The organism is Paucibacter sp. KBW04 (assembly GCF_003852425.1).
In the GTDB taxonomy this organism is placed as follows: Bacteria; Pseudomonadota; Gammaproteobacteria; order Burkholderiales; family Burkholderiaceae_C; genus Paucibacter_A.
Window position 1 is genome coordinate 66540 of record NZ_QAJN01000010.1, and the last position, 15797, is coordinate 82336.

A 15797-nucleotide genomic window follows, 5' to 3' on the forward strand; every position below is an offset into this window, starting at 1 on the left:
CCAATCCACTTTTAAATAGAACGCCATGCTGTATTTCATCACCATCCCTTGGGCCTTCATGATTGGCGGCACTGCCATGTCCCTTTTCTTCCAGCCGGGCCCCGGCAAGCTCGGCTCCCTAATCCTCATGGCGGTGGGCCTCGGCCCGCTGTTCTTGCAGGTCCGCCGCAACCAAGTCAGGAAAGACAGGTCTGACGCCGCGCACGCGGCGATGCTCGCATGCGTTGGCGTGGTGCCCGGCGCGGGCTTCGACCATTCAGAAGGGGACTCGGCCGTGGCGATCAACAGGCAGGCCAAAACCTTGGGCCTGCGAATCGGCGAGAAGTGGAAGGCCTACCCCTTCGCCGATGTTCGTGCTTGGGAAACCAACAAGGAAAGGGCAGGCCAGGTCGTGGCGTCGAACCTGACTGGGACGATGGCAGCGATGGGGCCGAACCTGAGGGCGATCCAAGATGCTGCGGCGGCCACGGGCTTCTTCGTGACCGTCCGCGACATCGAGAACCCGAAGTGGCGCATTGCCATGAGTGATTCCAACACACAGGCGAGGTGGATGGAAATCCTTCGGCAGTCGATCAACGAGGACTGAGGCCCGGCAAGGGAGAAATCAAGGGCAAGTATCGGAACATGGTCATCGTCTAGGCCTTCATCGAGTTCATCGCGGCCGTCCTGAGCCCAGAGGCGGGGGGCGAGGGCCTGCGTTATCGGATGCGTCGGGAAGGTCGAGCAATCGTCAGGCGCGATGTCTGCGGTTGCCGGGGCTTGATTTGCCACCCCATGCGCGCGAGAACAATGATGAAAATGGGGGAGGCGATGGTGAATGCGAGGCAAATTGGGCGGTGGTCGAAATTGTTCGGGAAATGGCTGAGCTTTGAAGAAGAAGTCGCCTCCGCCCGCGAAATTGCGTCGAAGTGGAAGCTTGGGCTCGAGGGCAAGCAGCTCGATGCCGTGATCGAGCCGATTGCGGGGTATGCGAGTCCCGCGTGGGGCTCCGACAGCCAATGGCTCTATCTGCGCAGGCCAGAGGGAGTATGGAAGACTCGACTGCCGCAAACGGTGGAAGGCGACTGGGTCATGCTTTGCCAAAAGGATGCGAATCAAGGTGTTCTGGGCGCGCTGAGCTTCAAGACGGACTTTCTCGGCGACGGCGGGTGGCATTGGAAGGACGAAGGCCCCCTCAGCGCGCGTGAGATCGACGATTTGCATATGCCGATCATTGGATGTCCTGACGATGCCACGGAGATATGGGAGCCCCTTTGGGAAGTGGTCGAGATCGCCAATGGCAGGACTCTTTTGAGCGCGGGGGAGGCCTTCGGCGATGAAGAGCTCAGCTTTTCCCGCTCTGGCGACTGGTTGCTTGCCATGGACGCATCGAAGGCTCGCAATGTTGCCTTTGACACGTCCAAGAGCAAGGCGGCCAAGAGGGGCTTGGAGGACGGAACACTTTGGCTGAGGCTGCAAGGGGAGTGGATGCAATCTCGGGATATTCAGGTCAATTTGACCAAAAGCGCCATCTGATTCCCGTCTTCGGTGGTGCGTAAGCGAGCTTTCCTGCCGCAGCGTTGAGCGCTTGCTGAACCTCAGCCTTGTGACCAACAGCGGCGAGGACATTGAAAGCCATGGTCCAGATCGCGGGAGAAGCATCGCGTTCCGGGATAAGCGGCTGGATGATGGCAAGTTGGTTGAGTTCCACCGAAATGGCATATGCGTTGGGATCGGCAGCCTCGTCGAGCTGCCGCTTTTGCACCAAGTCTTGCGCGATTTTTGGCCAATTGAATCCGAGAGATTTCATTGCATTCAATGCCCGGATGTCAGCCCGAAGCTCGCTGACCAAATGAGCCGCCTTACGAACAGTGGGAGTCATGATTGGGTAAGAGTCATATTCGGCGGCAAGCTGATTGGCGGCATGCTTCCACTCATCGGCCATATCGTATTCCATGCCTTGGGCAAAGCCGGACCTCGAAACGTAGGGCGTAGCTCCTCCCGACCTCATTCGTGATATTTCCGAGAGATGGGATGTCTCGTGGGCAAGCAGCAAGGTGGCTGTCTGGTCCGGCGTCCAATTGGGAGCGAAGAAAGCTCCAATGCCCGATGTCAGGACATCCACGCCGAACAAAACCTTCCCTATCGGAGGTTTCTTCGGATCAGTCGGCATGGACGTAAAGGTGTCGATGGTGGTCGTAGGAACGACTTCGATCACTGGGACGCCATGCTCATGCCCGTGAGGCCACCAACCGGCCAACGCATTTGCGGCTCGCTCAATGACGGGGCGAAGCAATATGTATTGCTGCTCGTCAACTTTTGGATGGCGCTGGATATCAGGAATGAACAATGCAGATGGCTCCTCTTCTGTTGATCATTTTCGCCGATGGCAATATGGTCCGCAAAGCCGTGCGGCAGATGTTGATGAGTTAGGTTGCCGTATGTGCTGACTCTCGTGGGCAGGGCTGGCATGCGTGGAAATATGGATGCACCTGACGCACCATCTGCATAGCGTTTGCTATGCGCGATGGATTGCAGGCTTTAAGACCGATGTGCATATCGTTCGATATGCACATCGGCTATTGATCGTCCCAGCCTTCGGGGTCAGGCCTAGCCGCAGCCGCTGCGAGAAGGTCGAGGACGGCCTTTGAATTTTGCATAGCGCTTGTGATGCCGGCCGAGCTCTTGTCGGCGTCCTCCCTGCGTTCGATGAGGATTTGATCGACGACCTCTTGAATGCAAGCGAGCTTATCCAAGACGAGGTCGCTTCCCGAATTGTTTCCGGCGCAGGCCAAGTCAATTGCGCGTTCAATGGCATCGCTTGGCGTGGCCGAAACCGACATGTCTTTGGCGATGGCCAAAAGCTTTGCCTTGCGCCGCTTGCTCATGCGGACATATACGGCTTCGCGTTCCCAAGAATCGTTTGGCTCCATGTCCTTCCCTCTCTTTGCCCGTTGGGCTTGGTGGCTGATATCAGCGACGTAGTTCCTGTTCCTTGTGCTTGGACGCCTCCCACGGGGCCATCTTGTCCAGCAGCGAGCGGGCGGCATTGACGGCGCGCGCGGGAACCTTTGTCGTTGCGGCGGAGCCGAGGCTGCTATCAGACGTCTCGTAATCTAGTGAGGTTCCTTTGGCGCGGCTGCGACGCATGCGCGATGCCAGTGCGTCGATGGCGGCTTCGCGCGACTTGGGCTTGGAGTCGGCCTCGCGGTGCGACTCGGGATCGACCAGGCCCAGCAGTGCGGTGTTGACGTAGAGCGTGGTGGCAAACCGGGAGCGGCTTGCCGCCACGTAGGTCCACTCGCGGTCACCCATGGCCGGGTTGACAAGTGCGTGGGTCGAGGACAGCGTCCGCCCCTGCGAACGGTGAGTTGTCAGTGCGAATCCCAAGTCGAAGCGGGCGAACGAAGCGGGGATGTGGACCAAGGTGTCGCCGCGCTCATTGGGAGCGTCGAGCTCGACGGCCATCAACGGGCCGCCGATTCGAAAGGTGTCGATGCTGCGGATCGCGCCGGTCATGCCATTGGCGACGCCCAAGGGCTTGTCGTTCATGGTGAACACGATCCGGTCGCCGGGGGCGAAGCGCCTGATATCAGTCGATTCGTCGCGGTGGATGATTTTGACTTCGATCTCGCGTGAGGCATCGACTAGTCCGGCCCCGATCAATTGTTCGCGGGCCAGTCGGTTGAGCTCGGCGACCTCGGCACGCGTGCCGGCGATGATGGCCTTGTCATGAAGTGGCGTCTTGTCGGCGGCCCAAGCTGATATCAGCTCGGCATACGCGCTGTCTTGGCCTGATATCAGCTTCAATCGGCCACGGGCGTCGAGCAGTTCCAGCGCGGACTTGGCCTCGCCCCTGGCGAAGAACTCGACCGCCTCGCGCATCCATTGAAAATCGTATCGCTCCTGCCAGCGGGCGAAGGCCCGGCCAAGCTTGTTGTCCTTGGTGCAGAGTGCTTCGATGGCGGGCAGGCGGGCGTCTTCGGGGACGACCCGCAGGGCTTTGGCTTGCGCTGGGGTGAGCCCGCCATCGCGTCGGGTGGCGCGCGCGTCGAGCCAATCGAGCAGTGGCTCGAAGTCCGTCCGCTGTCGCTGAATGTTGGAAATCTCGGCCTTGCCATGCTTGCGCATCAAGGCGCCGAAGATGCCGCCCGCTTCGATGGGCTGCAACTGTTTGGAGTCGCCGACCGACACAAGCTTGCCACCAGCATCGAGCACAGCCGCTTGCAGCAGGCCAAACTCGCGCGAGCCGACCATGCCTGCTTCGTCCAGGAAGAGGATCGACTTGGCCGACAGCTTGCAACGGCCTGCCCGCAGCGACAGCAGCAGGCTCGCGATGGTGCGCGACGGGATGCCGGTCTCGCGGGCCAGGTTTTGAGATGCCGCAGCAGACTGGCAGCAACCCAAGACTTCAAAGCCTGCTTGCTTGTAGGCAGAGCCCACCGCCTGCAACATGGTCGTCTTCCCCGTTCCGGCCCATCCCTCCACAAAGGAGTGGGCGCCGGTGTCGCATGCGATGTGCAGGGCCGCCGCGCGTTGCTGCGACAGCGAGACCTCCACGCCGAGTTTGGCGCGGAGCTGGGTTTCGAGTTCATTGAACTTGTCGTCAATGGCCTGGCGGGCGACGCGGTGGCGGGAGCTGGCCTTGCCCGCCTCGACCTTGGCGCTGATATCAGCTTCCAGGTCTTTGGTGGCTTTGGAGGTGAACACGGGCGTCAGGAGCTCGGTCTGTCCCAATTGGATGACATGCTCGTGCCGCATGAAGCGGTCCAGTTCGGCCAGGCACTGCGCCGCGTTCCACTGGCCCATGGCCTTTTCGCAAATCGACGCCAAGGCTTCCTGCGGCGTTGAGCAGGATTGGGATTGCATGAGCTCTGTAAGTAAGGCTTCGTGATCGATGGAGAAGGGTGTTTTGGGCTGGGGCGAAGCATGTCGCATGGCGGCGACCGACTCGGGTGTGATGCCAACGCTCGCGGCCTGCGCTTCGAAGCGGCCTAGCAGTTCCGGCAGACTAGGCTCGGACTTGGCCGAGCGAGTGTTGAGTGCCGCGATCTCGCGGGCGGCCGAGCTGGCGTCCGCTCCCATGCCAGCGTCTTGCAAGTAGGCGGCGATTTGCCTGCTGCGGGTGGAGAGCGCCTCGCGCTGGCGGTCGTCGATGCCGCGCAGCGTGAAGTAGGGGCCGTCCTTGACGATGCCGAAGCCGAGCCCGCGCAGCCGGTGCGCGAGCTCGGCCCGGAACAGAATGCCGGTGGCCATTTTTCTTTCGAATTGCGGGCGGTGTTCCAGTGCGCTCCACTCATTTGAGCCCTGGCGCTTGCCGACATTGAAGAAGAATGCATGGATATGGGCCTGAGGGTCCAACGCCCTGGAACTGAAGTGGGTGTAGCAGCAAGCGACAGCGGCCTCGGCGACTTGCTTGATTCGGCCTCCATGGCCGTGGCGTGTGACAGCCGCCGACTCGGCGTATTCCAATGCTGTCCGGGCCGACTGCTGCAAGCACTCGATCAAGGCGCTCTGCGTGGCCGGATCGGCCCCGGCGAAGACGGCTGAGAAGTCCTTGGGCGCTGAGAAGGTCATGTCCAAGCCCATGACGTGGGATGAGCCCGCGCCCTTCACCAAGGGCTCCCCAGTCATGGGGTGCAGGCCAACGGCTAAACGCTCGACCTGCTCGGCCTGCGCGATGTCATCAAGTCCTAGCAGGGCGGGGCCGTTGCATGCCCAAAACGGCGCAGGCCCGCTGGGGCCATCCTTGCCCCGCGCGTAGTCGTCAAAGTCGCCGCGTTGGCGCGTGCTGGGTTCGCCCAAGTAGTGAACATAGCCGTCGCCGGCCTTGCCTTGGTGGTATGCCGCATTGATCTTGACGATGGAGAGCATCAGTCGCCCCCATCAGTCGAACCGAAGAGAGCGTCGAATTCAGCGGCAGCGGACTCTGCCGGAATTGCCTGTGGTTCAGGCGCGGACAGCGAAGCATCTATGGCGGCCGATAGGAACTGGGCCAGGCTCTGCCCACGAGCGGACCTGGCTTTGTCGATGTCGGCCAACCTAGCGGCGACCGCGCCGAGCGTGGGAGCGAGGAACATTCGAATGAAGGCCGCGCGGCTGACCCCGACGGCTTGGCTCGCCGCGCCCAATAGCGCGCGATCACCCTTGTCCAAGCGCAGCAAGACATGGTCATGCTGCGCCTTGCTCTTCTCATAGTCGCGTCGATTGAGCTGACCCTTGCGGGATCGATCGGAGCGGAGCGTAGTAGATGTTTGTCCTTCCATAGTCTGGTAGGCCGCCGGGGACGAAGCTTGGCAGGCTTGGAGGCTGCTGGGGTGACCGGCGGCGGATGAGTCTGTTCATCTCGTGCGGGCGCAGTTTCGCGTATCGGTTGAGCATTTCTATGCTGCTGTGTCCGACCATCTCCATGAGCGCTTTGATTGGCAAATCAATCTGAGTGAGCACCAGGCGGCTGATCCCCTCATGTCTTAGGTCGTGCAGGACAAAATCAACAAGCCCCGCATCACGCGCATGCTTTGCGAAGCCGTCGGAGACATTGTCGGGCTCACCGAGGGTATGAAAGATGCGCTTGCTGTTTGGCGACCTGAGCGCTTTGAGCTGTTCGAGCACGTCCATGGCTTCGTCGGTGAGCATCATGGTGCGCGCTTTGGTTTTGGAGTGCTCGCCAGGAATGTGCCACCACTCCCCCGAGGGGTCGATCTCCTTCCACTCTGCCCAGACCATCTCTTGCAGCCGGGCGCCAGTGTGCATGGCGAATTGGACGAAAAGCGGCCAATGGTCTTTGCCCTTCTTTCTAGGGTCGATGTTTCGAAGCACTCGCATGAGCGCTTCTTCCTCTCCCGGTTCTAAGCGCCGATTTCGCTCGTTGTTCAGAGCTTCCTTGCGAAGTCCTTCGGCCTTGGCCGCCTCCACAAAAGCCTTTTCTGTGACGACGAATGGGGGTGGGTTCATGTCGAGCTGCTCCGCGCGCCACTTGATCGCCGAGCTGATGACGGAAAGTTGATGCCTGATGGAGCCCCATGCATAAGGCTTTTTGCGGATGGTCGTGGTTTTGCGAGCCCGCAGTATGTATTTCTTGATCCAGCTCGGGTAGAGCTGGCCGATGGTGGGATCCCCGCAGACTTCCAACAACGCCGGGATCGTGGAGTGGTGCCATGCGTTTTCGGGCAACGCTTTCTGAAAGTTCCCCAAGACTTCAACAAGCCTCTGATCGGCTAGGTCGCCGCTCTTCGGCAGCCAAGCGCGCGGGTCGGCGGCTTCCCGCTGCTCTTTCCGCAGGCGCTTCTCCGTGCTCGTTTGATACTCGATGGCCGCCTCGTAAGTGGAGTAGGTTTTGAAGATGGGCGGCAAGTCTTTGATGCGGATCGAGACCTGATATGAGACGACTCCCTGCTTGTTGACTCTCTTCTGTGGTTTAGCCATGATGGTTCCTTATTGTTTTTTTGTGGGCCGATGACCTTGGTAGTGGCCGCTCAGGCCGGTCAAAAGCAGGGAAATTTCTTTGCGCCGCGAGCCGCGCTGAAAACAGTTGTGGCGCGCTGCATTCCCTTAGAACAGGATGCCTTCCACCATAGGAGAAACAAGGAGGTTTCGGCGAGGAAAAATGGGGCGGTTCGAATCCCCCTCTCTCTGCCATACGTTAAGTTACTAATTTTTAGGCCCGAAACAACGGTTGGGTCAATGAGTTATATCGAAGAGTTTCAGAGTTCAATGGCGGTTTTGTCGGAAATCGCAAGTCCGGCGATGTCAGTGATTGCAGCGGATGCAGCGCGAATATTTTTTAAAAACTGACCGTTTCCGCTGAACGGCAATGTCGCCCATGCGTCCAAGGCGGCCATCTACGTAACTTCGCCGCGACTGGCGCCCCTATCTTCGAGAATAAGCCCAATTTTCCTGACGCAAGAGCACCTCGAAAGCCTACTTAGGTGAGGCGACGCGAATTGAGGAGGTGGGAATGGCGGACATGTCGGCGGACATCGGTGGGGACGGCTGCGAGCGCCAAGTCGAGAAGGTCACGGCGATTGCGGCAAGGCTTGGCGTTCACGGCGATTTCATCCGCGTGCCTCAGCTTGCGAAGGCCCTCGGCATCTCCTCGACTTCGATCCATGCGCAGATACGTCGTGGCAGCTTCCCTATTCAGCATCGACGCGTTGGCAACGTGATCGTCGTAAAGCTCGATGACTATGTTCGCTGGTTTGAGACAGGTGCTTCAATAGCTGCCAAAGCTACGGAACCGCAGCAGGTTCCGCAACGCGCGCGCGAGGAGTCCGAAGTCATGGAGGTCATGCCGGCCAAGCCTCATTTGGCAAGACGTGAAACAAGCAAGGAGTTCAAGGCTCGCATCCACCGTGAAGTGATAGCCGATATGCGACGCAAGGGCTTCGATGTGGAATGAAAACCGCCGGGTTGATAGCCCGGCGTTTCCTCCAATCACCCACGGCCGGTCTCAAATTTTGCCGGCCCGGCCCTTGACCACGCCACGGATGGACAATCGTTCAGGGTCATTGATCACAATCGACTTGAATGTGGGGTTAGCCGATTCCAAGACGAGGTGATCTCGATCGATGATGCGGAGACGTTTTACCATTTGGCCTTCGCCTGAGATGCAGGCGAGCACGATGTCGCCGTCCTTCGGCTTGGCCTTCGGGTCCACCAGAACTACATCGCCGTCCTTGATGTGATCCTCCTTCATGGACCAACCCGAAACAGTGGCCACGAACATCGAGCTCACGTCTTGGTGCCCAAAGAAGTCGCTTGCCCGTGCCTTCCGGTAGGGGACATCTCCTCCATCGCCTGATGGGAAGCCGGCCGCGACCGTGTCTTCGTAGAACCTCAGTGATTCGAGGCCGTCGTCCACGTTTTCAAAGTCGTCGTCCTCATAAGTGTCAGGTGGAAACTGTGCGGCGACGGCCTGGATCATGATGTCGAATTGCTGCGAGACGCTTTGCGAGCTCAATCCTCGGGACCGAATGTCGGCTGCCACCTCTTGCGGCGTGATGCGAAGCATTGCGTGCAACTTGCTGGGATAGTTGCGCGCGTTGTCGGTTAGTTCGATGGTGCCGCTTCGGTTTCTGTCTTGTTGTTGTGTAGCCATGTTGGACTCCTTTGCGTAGTTGAGTTTGACGATGATTGGATGGGCGCCTCTCATTGAGGATTCCTTTGCCCGAAAACCTTGAGCCGGCTCGTCACCCTCTGGCGGGCCGCCTTGAATGCCGCTGGGCTCAGGTTGAACGCGTCGCACATTTCTTCAGGTTCGAGGCCGACCAGCATGCCTTCCAACACCTGTCGTCCTTGCTCGTCTTCACCTAGGGTGGCCTTGACGAACTTCGCGGCCTTGTGTGTGATGCCCGTCCGCTCGTTGCGCAAGGCCACATCCTCCGCCGACATGGTCTGAGCGTGATGTGAGCGCATCTCGGCGAAATCGTCTTCGCTCAATGCGTCCAGCGATAAATTGGACCACTCGGCGAGCTTGCGCGAGTTGCTGGCGATGCTGCGAACGCAGTTGGCGATGAACACGCCGAGGTCAACGTCCGGAGGCCAATTCCTCCTGCCATCCATGACTCTGATGATGACCTCATGGATGATGTCCATTGGGCTGGTGTAGATCGTTCCTCCGATGCATCTGCTCGCGAAGACTTCCAAGAGTTCCCTCTCTTTTGAGTTCATTCGCGAAAAGGCGTTGAAGAAATCATCTTGTGCTTTTGTTCTCATGGGGCTCCTTCTTGTTTTATTGGCGACTTGAATGCCTTCTGTGATCCAGAGGACCGAGGGCGCTTCTACGCCCCTATCTCCCGTTGCTGGCGAGTGGGCATGTCAGCTGACTGGTTTGTGTCGAAGCCGATGGACGGCACTTCCACCGCACGTCGATCAAGCTCGCGAAACGCCTTCCTGACCGGCCTTCCATGGAGAGCAACTCCAAGGCGGCGGCATGGATGGAAAGACTGTTTACGACTGGGGGCAGGCGCCTCCATTGGCTCCTTCCATCAAGCGAGTCGATCCGCTCGGTTGGCTTGCGGCGAGCGCCGTGGCGGGAATCGTCGTGGCGCTGCTCGCGCTGTTGCTCGTTTGGCGTCCCATTCCCGGGCTGGCTATGCCACCGGGGCAGCTCTCGGAGCATTTGTCGTATTGGATGAAGCTGGCCGCGCACGCCGCGTCCCCTGCGTTCTGCCCGGTCGAGGCTCGGTTCTATCAGAGGTTCTTTGCGGGCCTGGCCGATGAACAGCGCAGCGGTTTGATTTGCCGAATGGTGTTTGTGGCGTGTGCCTTCTTCATTCCCGCTGTCTTCCTGGCAAAGCCATTTCTGCGCTCACGCGATGGCCTGATCCATTTGAGGGGATCGAGTCGCCACAGCGGCGCGGAGGCGACCAAGCGTTTGGCTGAGGCATTGCACGAGAGGGTCAAGCGACGCCCCGACCATGAGATCGCTCCTGGTGTGGTGTATCCCGCCGACATGTTCACAAGACACGTTCTTGTTGTTGGGGGAACCGGTTCAGGAAAATCCACCGCCTTGAAAGGCTTGATCGACAAGATCGTGGCCTCGCGCGAGCAGATGCTTCTGTTCGATCCAAAGAGCGAATTCACGGTCGGCTTTGCCCGGCCTGCATTGATCGCCCCTTGGGACAAGCGCAGCCTTTCGTGGGACATCGCGCGCGACATGCGAAACCCCTTGGACATGCGCAGGTTCGCCGCCGCGATGATCCGCGAGAGCCAGGACCCCATGTGGTCAAACGCCTCGCGTCAACTGCTGGTCGGCCTAATGATCTACCTACGCGGCACTCGCGAGTTTGATTGGGGCTGGTTGGAGCTGCGCGAGCTCATCTCTCAGCCGCAGTCCCAGTTGCTGGCGATCATGAAGGAATGGCACCCGGAGGCCATTCGCGCGGTCGAGAAAGCGTCAGTCACCACGGCAGGCATCTTGATCAACTTGTCTTCCTTCTGCTCGACCATCTTCGACCTGGCCGAGGCATGGGGCGAGGTGCCAGCGAGCCGGCGCATCAGCTTCGTCGAATGGACGCAGGGTCGCTCGAAGTTTCCGCAGATCATCTTGCAAGGGCACGGAGCCTACTCTGAGCTCACCAAGAGCTACGTGGAAGGCATCGTCGGCATCATGTCGGCCATCGTCAACTCGGTTGAGATGGAGGACGACCCGAAGCGCAAGATTTGGTTCGTGGCCGACGAGTTCGCGCAAATGGGCAAAATTCCAGTGCGACCACTGTTCGAGGTGGGCCGCTCGCGTGGCGTCCGGTGCGTCGTCGCATGCCAGGACTTCGCCCAATTGGATGAGCTCTATGGCGCTTCGATGGTCAAGGCGCTGATCGGCATGTGCGGCACCCTAATTGTGGGGCAGATGATGCAGGGCGAAACGGCCGAGCAGCTCTGCAAGGCCTTCGGCGCCCGCGAGGTCGAGCGGGCCAACATGTCATCGTCATATGGCGGCGCAGGCGGCGGCCCAAACCGCTCCACGACTTTATCTTTCAATCGTGATGAGGTGGCGCTCTACAAGCCATCCGAGCTCTCGTCACGGTTGGGCTTGACCCAGGATGGAAAAGGCGTCGTGCTGATTTTGTTCACAGGCGGCCAAGCCTACGAACTGTATTGGCCGCACTACCAAATTCGACGCGAGCGCCTTGCTCACGTTCCTGCTCCGTGGACTACAGGAGTTGCGGCCATTGCCGCGCGCGTGGCTGTATCAAAGGCGGTGGCGCGTGGCTCGCAGGAGCAAAAGACAGAGGCGGAGCCTGCGCAGGGGAATTCGCGATCCTCTGTGCCACTTGGGCCGGGGGCTTCGATTGAAGAAGCGGCCGAATTCTCGGCGGAGGATGCCGTGGCTAGATATGGAATCGCTGGTCAACCAACTCAGGCCGCGAATGTGATCGTTCCCGCCCCGGTCGAAGTCAGGGCCGCGCATGTGCAGGCTACGCCTGCACAAGGCTCGGAAGACCAACCGTCGCCGCTCGCCGACGCAGTGGTCGATGTCGCCTTGCGCGGCGCCGGCATGGATGCCATGTCAGCCGCGACCGTGGCGCTGACCATCGCCAACGCCATTTCAGACGGCCGCAGCGGCCCTCGCGAAGTGGCCGTGTTTGCCCCAACGCCGCCAACGAAGCCGACTGATGCTGGTGCAAAGCCTGGCAGCCGCGCGGATCGCAAGCCACGCCGCTCGCAGCCGCTGCAATAGTCGTGCCGAAGGGTCGCGTCGGGAGCATTTACAGATGAGGCCGGAGCGTCTTCGGCCCATCTTAAGGAGACCGACATGGAGGCAGGAAAAGGGCTGGGAGGTGGCGCACAGCAACGCGAAGGCGGAGGGGACCGCTTTCATCAGCGAGCCCAAGGCGCGGTAGAACGTCGCCAGGACGCGCAGGCGCTGGAGGACGACGAAGTCGAAATGATTGGCGACCTCGGCAACGAGTTCGACGATCCGGAGGGCTGGATGTCGGAGCACCCGGACTATTGGAAAGACCTTGGCGACCCACCGCTGCCGACTCGTGCCCAGTTGCTGCGCCACCGAATCGGCGAGTTCATCGCCTTGCTGCGCTCGTTCATGCCAGGCAGTGCTCCTGCCTGGCCCATCGAGCGAATTCCCGAAACTGTGTGGCGTCGAGCGGCTCATGAAGTGTTCGGACCTGATACGTTTCAGGACTACAGGTTCGATGCCGACTTGCGCGGCGCTGCTCAAACGCCGATGGCTGAGGACGGGCCGCAGCCCTCCAGCAATGGTGGGCAGGCCGGAGCGAAGACAGGCGAGACGCCTGACTTCGGGAATCCCGCGCGGCATGCCGAGCAAGTCGGCACCACGCCCAGCGATGCCAGCGGCATCGCCACAGACACTCCACCGCGAGCAGGAAGGCAACCGAAGCCATAAGCGGGGAGCAGCGGCGCCAGCTATCCAACAAAAAACAATAAGAACAGGAGGCAGCCATGGAGGCAGTCCAAGAAGTGCCGCAGGGAGGCGACGTTAGATTCAACGTGAAGCAGCAAGTCGCCCAGACCCTGATCGCAGCGATGGAGAAGGGCGACACGCCATGGCAGCGGCCATGGGACGTGCAATCGGGTTCATCGTTGAACCCAAAAAATCCAACCACAGGCAATGCATACCGGGGCGTGAATCGCATCCTGCTTGCCATCGCCGGAACGGGATATGGCTCAAACCTTTGGTTGACATACCAACAGGCCGCAGCCAAGGGCTGGCAAGTCAGGAAAGGCCAGAAAGGCACCATGATCGTGAAGGTCGTGGACTTCGAGCGCAATCGAGCTGGCGTCGAGGGACGCCCGGCTGCTGCCAATGAGGGCGGCAGCGCGGTTGGCTCCAAAGAAGCGGAGCAAGAGCCAGCAATGGGTAAGGCGCTCAGGCGCTACTGGGTCTTCAATGCTGAGCAGATCGAGGGCATGCCACAACCAGAGGCGAAGCCGGAGCGTGACTTCGAGCCTGTTGAGCGAGCTGAGGCGGTAATGCAAGCCCTGATCGAAAAGACTGGCTTGATGGTCATCCATGGCGGCAGCAAGGCGTGCTACGTGCCTGCCCATGACGAGATCCGATTGCCGCCCAAGAATGCATTTCATTCGGCATACGACCTATGGGCGACAAAATTGCATGAGGCAGCCCACTCGACCATGGCGGAACATAGGTTGAACAGGACGGAGGCTTATGCCAAACGGTGGGGCGATTCCGCCTATGCGCTCGAGGAACTGACTGCTGAGATCGCGTCGGCCATTTTGGCCAGCGAAACCGGCGTGCCTATGAGCCAGGACCCCAAGCATGTCCAAAGCCATGCGAGTTACCTGCGGTGTTGGATCAAGGCGATCCAGAACGATCCCCAGGCGGTCTTCACTGCGGCGAAGAACGCCGACCGCATCTGCGAATACCTGCTTGGCTTGGTTCAACAAAGGATGGTGATCGAGCCGCACAAGGAATGGATTGAAGAATACGAAGCGACACCCATGGCAAGGAGGGCCTGATATGAAAACCAATAGCGACAAATCGATCAAGCAATCTCACGTAGCAGACGGAGCGATGGGGCAGTCGGTCCGGGAGGCATGCATCAACATTGCCGACAGCGACGAGCCCTTGCTCTTCATCGAAGGGCACGACAACGCGATCATTGGCGTCACCGAGCGCGGCGGGGTGGCTCTTATCGTTTACGACAGCGAGAAAATTCTGCGGCGATTGAGGAAGCGAGACGGCATGTCCAAGGATGATGCCGAAGAATTCTTCGCCTACAACATCTACGGTGCATGGAGAGGGGAGCAGACGCCAATATTCGTTGCGAAGATTAGGTGAGTCTCGATAAAGGCTGGAAGGAGTCAACCGGCCTTTGTCTTTGGCGGCTGGCTCAGAGCAAGTGGGACAACGCAGGAAATCCGAGCATGAACGTGTCGTTCTTCCACTCGCTGTCCATCGCGGTGATGCGGTGGATGAACGCGTTGCTCACGTCGTCGGAGTAGTCGATGAGCCCTCGCAGCAACTCGAAGGTTTCGGTCTGCGCGGCGCTCCACGCCTTTTTGCGCGCCAGCAGCTCCGGCAGCCGATGCTTCTCGACGAAATCCTCATACTTGCCGATCAGGCCCACCGTCACGTCAGCTAGCTGGATGCCCGGGTCGGTTTTGGAATCTGAGAACCGATAGTCGATGTCCTGCGCGCGCTGCTTGAAGCCGTCGGTGCCCAAGCTCTTCTCGACTTGGATTTCACGATCGAAGACATGCGTGGCGTTTTTGAACAGCAGGACCGGCATGGTGAAGAACGAGCTGAAGCTGCCAATGAGCACATCGGCGTCGTTGCCTTCAAGGAACGGCAGTTCGGTCAGCGCCGTGGCCTTCCTCACCATCTCCTTGAGCAACTCGGTGGGCAGATTGACAGCCCCGGGGCTGTGCAGTGTGAGGAACGCGTCCACGTCAGCAATGAAGCTGCCCACCTTGCCGATGGGGATGCCGGGGTAGCCGTGGCGCCGCATCAAAGCCAGGAATGCAGGCTTGTCCATGCAGGCGATGCGGTATAGCTCGTTTTTCATCTCGCGCCGCGCGTGGCTGAACGCCTCGAAGCGCTTGCTGGCGATGATCGAGTCGACGATGTCCACGATGGACCAATAGACAATGTTGATGCTCGAGTAATGAATCGCCAGCCTGTGCTCGGTCAGCCAGGCCAAGAAGCGCGCCATCTTGTGCGACGCAAGAGCAGCCTCGAAGTCGCCGCTGGCGATGTGTTTGAACTTGATCTCCGGCGCGTTGACCTGCATGCCCAGGGCCTCGCGCAGTGGCGCGATGTCTGGCAAGGCTTGACCCTCTTGAAGCACGATGCCGCCGAGGACGAAGTTCTTGTGCTCATTGACGTTTGTCCCCGCGTCGGTCAGCGCGAACTTGCGGATGTTGTTTGTCTCATCGTAGAAGAAGGCGAACTTGTCGTCGGCCCGGCGGATGCCGTGGACCCCGATCATCATGGCTCGCATCTCACCCCAGTCGAACGCCATGTGAGTCCCTTGTCCTATTGGCCTAGCACCATTGCAGTCTGAGGCAGAACCTCTTGTCGCCCAACGCGCAGGTCGAGGGCGTCCATCTCTTCAAGCGTCTGAGCGACAGACTCCACATAATCAGCATCGAAGTCGTCACGGTTCGCTTCTTCGTGCGTGCCCTTGTTCAAGTAAGTCCACACGAGGTTGACGGCCGGGATGCCCAAAATACGGCCATACGCAGCCAACAGCACTGGCTTGTTCGCGTGGTTGAAGGTCGCCGCGTCTTCCAGCCGTTTGCGTAGAGCGTCGCACAGGTTGCGAAGGCCTGGCTCGGCGCCGACGCCAGCGAGTTGCAAGTTGAGCATGCCCAGC

16 protein-coding genes are annotated in these 15797 nt (G+C 59.8%); 7 read left to right on the forward strand and 9 right to left on the reverse strand.

The genetic code is table 11. The annotated features are described in order from the left end of the window. Window positions 1-25 precede the first annotated feature (25 nt). Window positions 26-586 carry a DUF4755 domain-containing protein gene (locus DBR47_RS12315; RefSeq protein ID WP_124450425.1) on the forward strand — a complete coding sequence of 187 codons (561 nt, stop codon included), beginning with the start codon at window positions 26-28 and terminating at the stop codon, window positions 584-586. Between the two features lie 188 nt (window positions 587-774). Continuing rightward, the gene (locus tag DBR47_RS12320) at window positions 775-1515 is read left to right on the forward strand and encodes a hypothetical protein (RefSeq protein ID WP_124450427.1); all 741 of its coding nucleotides are present in this window, start codon (window positions 775-777) and stop codon (window positions 1513-1515) included. Here the strand turns inward: DBR47_RS12320 and DBR47_RS12325 are convergent. The 5 genes from DBR47_RS12325 to DBR47_RS24580 form a co-directional block, all read right to left on the reverse strand. Continuing rightward, window positions 1490-2329 carry a hypothetical protein gene (locus DBR47_RS12325; protein WP_124450429.1) on the reverse strand — a complete coding sequence of 280 codons (840 nt, stop codon included), beginning with the start codon at window positions 2327-2329 and terminating at the stop codon, window positions 1490-1492. The genes DBR47_RS12320 and DBR47_RS12325 overlap by 26 nt on opposite strands. Before the next feature lie 229 nt (window positions 2330-2558). Beyond that, the gene (locus tag DBR47_RS12330; protein WP_124450431.1) at window positions 2559-2912 is read right to left on the reverse strand and encodes a hypothetical protein; all 354 of its coding nucleotides are present in this window, start codon (window positions 2910-2912) and stop codon (window positions 2559-2561) included. A 40-nt stretch (window positions 2913-2952) separates the two neighbouring features. After that, complete coding sequence (gene mobF, locus DBR47_RS12335; RefSeq protein ID WP_124450433.1) at window positions 2953-5853, reverse strand: MobF family relaxase; 2901 nt, start codon at window positions 5851-5853, stop codon at window positions 2953-2955. Window positions 5854-6171: 318 nt separating this feature from the next. Next, window positions 6172-7404 carry a site-specific integrase gene (locus DBR47_RS12340; protein WP_124450435.1) on the reverse strand — a complete coding sequence of 411 codons (1233 nt, stop codon included), beginning with the start codon at window positions 7402-7404 and terminating at the stop codon, window positions 6172-6174. Between the two features lie 278 nt (window positions 7405-7682). After that, window positions 7683-7820: a hypothetical protein gene (locus tag DBR47_RS24580; RefSeq protein WP_156089045.1), complete on the reverse strand. Its 138-nt coding sequence runs from the start codon at window positions 7818-7820 to the stop codon at window positions 7683-7685. A 116-nt stretch (window positions 7821-7936) separates the two neighbouring features. Between DBR47_RS24580 and DBR47_RS12345 the strand changes: the two genes are divergently transcribed. Beyond that, complete coding sequence (locus DBR47_RS12345; RefSeq protein WP_124450437.1) at window positions 7937-8377, forward strand: AlpA family transcriptional regulator; 441 nt, start codon at window positions 7937-7939, stop codon at window positions 8375-8377. Between the two features lie 51 nt (window positions 8378-8428). Here the strand turns inward: DBR47_RS12345 and DBR47_RS12350 are convergent, their stop codons facing one another. Both DBR47_RS12350 and DBR47_RS12355 read right to left on the reverse strand, forming a co-directional pair. Beyond that, window positions 8429-9076 (reverse strand): LexA family transcriptional regulator, encoded by a 648-nt coding sequence (locus DBR47_RS12350; RefSeq protein WP_197047029.1) that lies wholly within the window; start codon window positions 9074-9076, stop codon window positions 8429-8431. A 50-nt stretch (window positions 9077-9126) separates the two neighbouring features. Beyond that, a complete protein-coding gene (locus tag DBR47_RS12355; protein WP_124450441.1) occupies window positions 9127-9693 on the reverse strand; it encodes a sigma-70 family RNA polymerase sigma factor in 567 nt (188 codons plus the stop codon). Window positions 9694-9910: 217 nt separating this feature from the next. Between DBR47_RS12355 and DBR47_RS12360 the strand changes: the two genes are divergently transcribed. From DBR47_RS12360 to DBR47_RS12375, 4 genes are all read left to right on the forward strand, one after another. Continuing rightward, window positions 9911-12160 carry a type IV secretion system DNA-binding domain-containing protein gene (locus tag DBR47_RS12360; protein ID WP_231512277.1) on the forward strand — a complete coding sequence of 750 codons (2250 nt, stop codon included), beginning with the start codon at window positions 9911-9913 and terminating at the stop codon, window positions 12158-12160. 75 nt (window positions 12161-12235) lie between these two features. Continuing rightward, the gene (locus tag DBR47_RS12365) at window positions 12236-12844 is read left to right on the forward strand and encodes a hypothetical protein (RefSeq protein WP_124450443.1); all 609 of its coding nucleotides are present in this window, start codon (window positions 12236-12238) and stop codon (window positions 12842-12844) included. A gap of 56 nt (window positions 12845-12900) precedes the next feature. Beyond that, a complete protein-coding gene (locus DBR47_RS12370) occupies window positions 12901-13938 on the forward strand; it encodes an ArdC family protein (protein WP_124450445.1) in 1038 nt (345 codons plus the stop codon). Window position 13939: 1 nt separating this feature from the next. Next, window positions 13940-14260 (forward strand): hypothetical protein, encoded by a 321-nt coding sequence (locus DBR47_RS12375; protein WP_124450447.1) that lies wholly within the window; start codon window positions 13940-13942, stop codon window positions 14258-14260. Between the two features lie 52 nt (window positions 14261-14312). Here the strand turns inward: DBR47_RS12375 and DBR47_RS12380 are convergent, their stop codons facing one another. Beyond that, a complete protein-coding gene (locus DBR47_RS12380; protein ID WP_124450450.1) occupies window positions 14313-15443 on the reverse strand; it encodes a DUF3800 domain-containing protein in 1131 nt (376 codons plus the stop codon). Between the two features lie 14 nt (window positions 15444-15457). Then, a complete protein-coding gene (locus DBR47_RS12385; protein WP_231512278.1) occupies window positions 15458-15790 on the reverse strand; it encodes a hypothetical protein in 333 nt (110 codons plus the stop codon). Window positions 15791-15797: the final 7 nt, after the last annotated feature.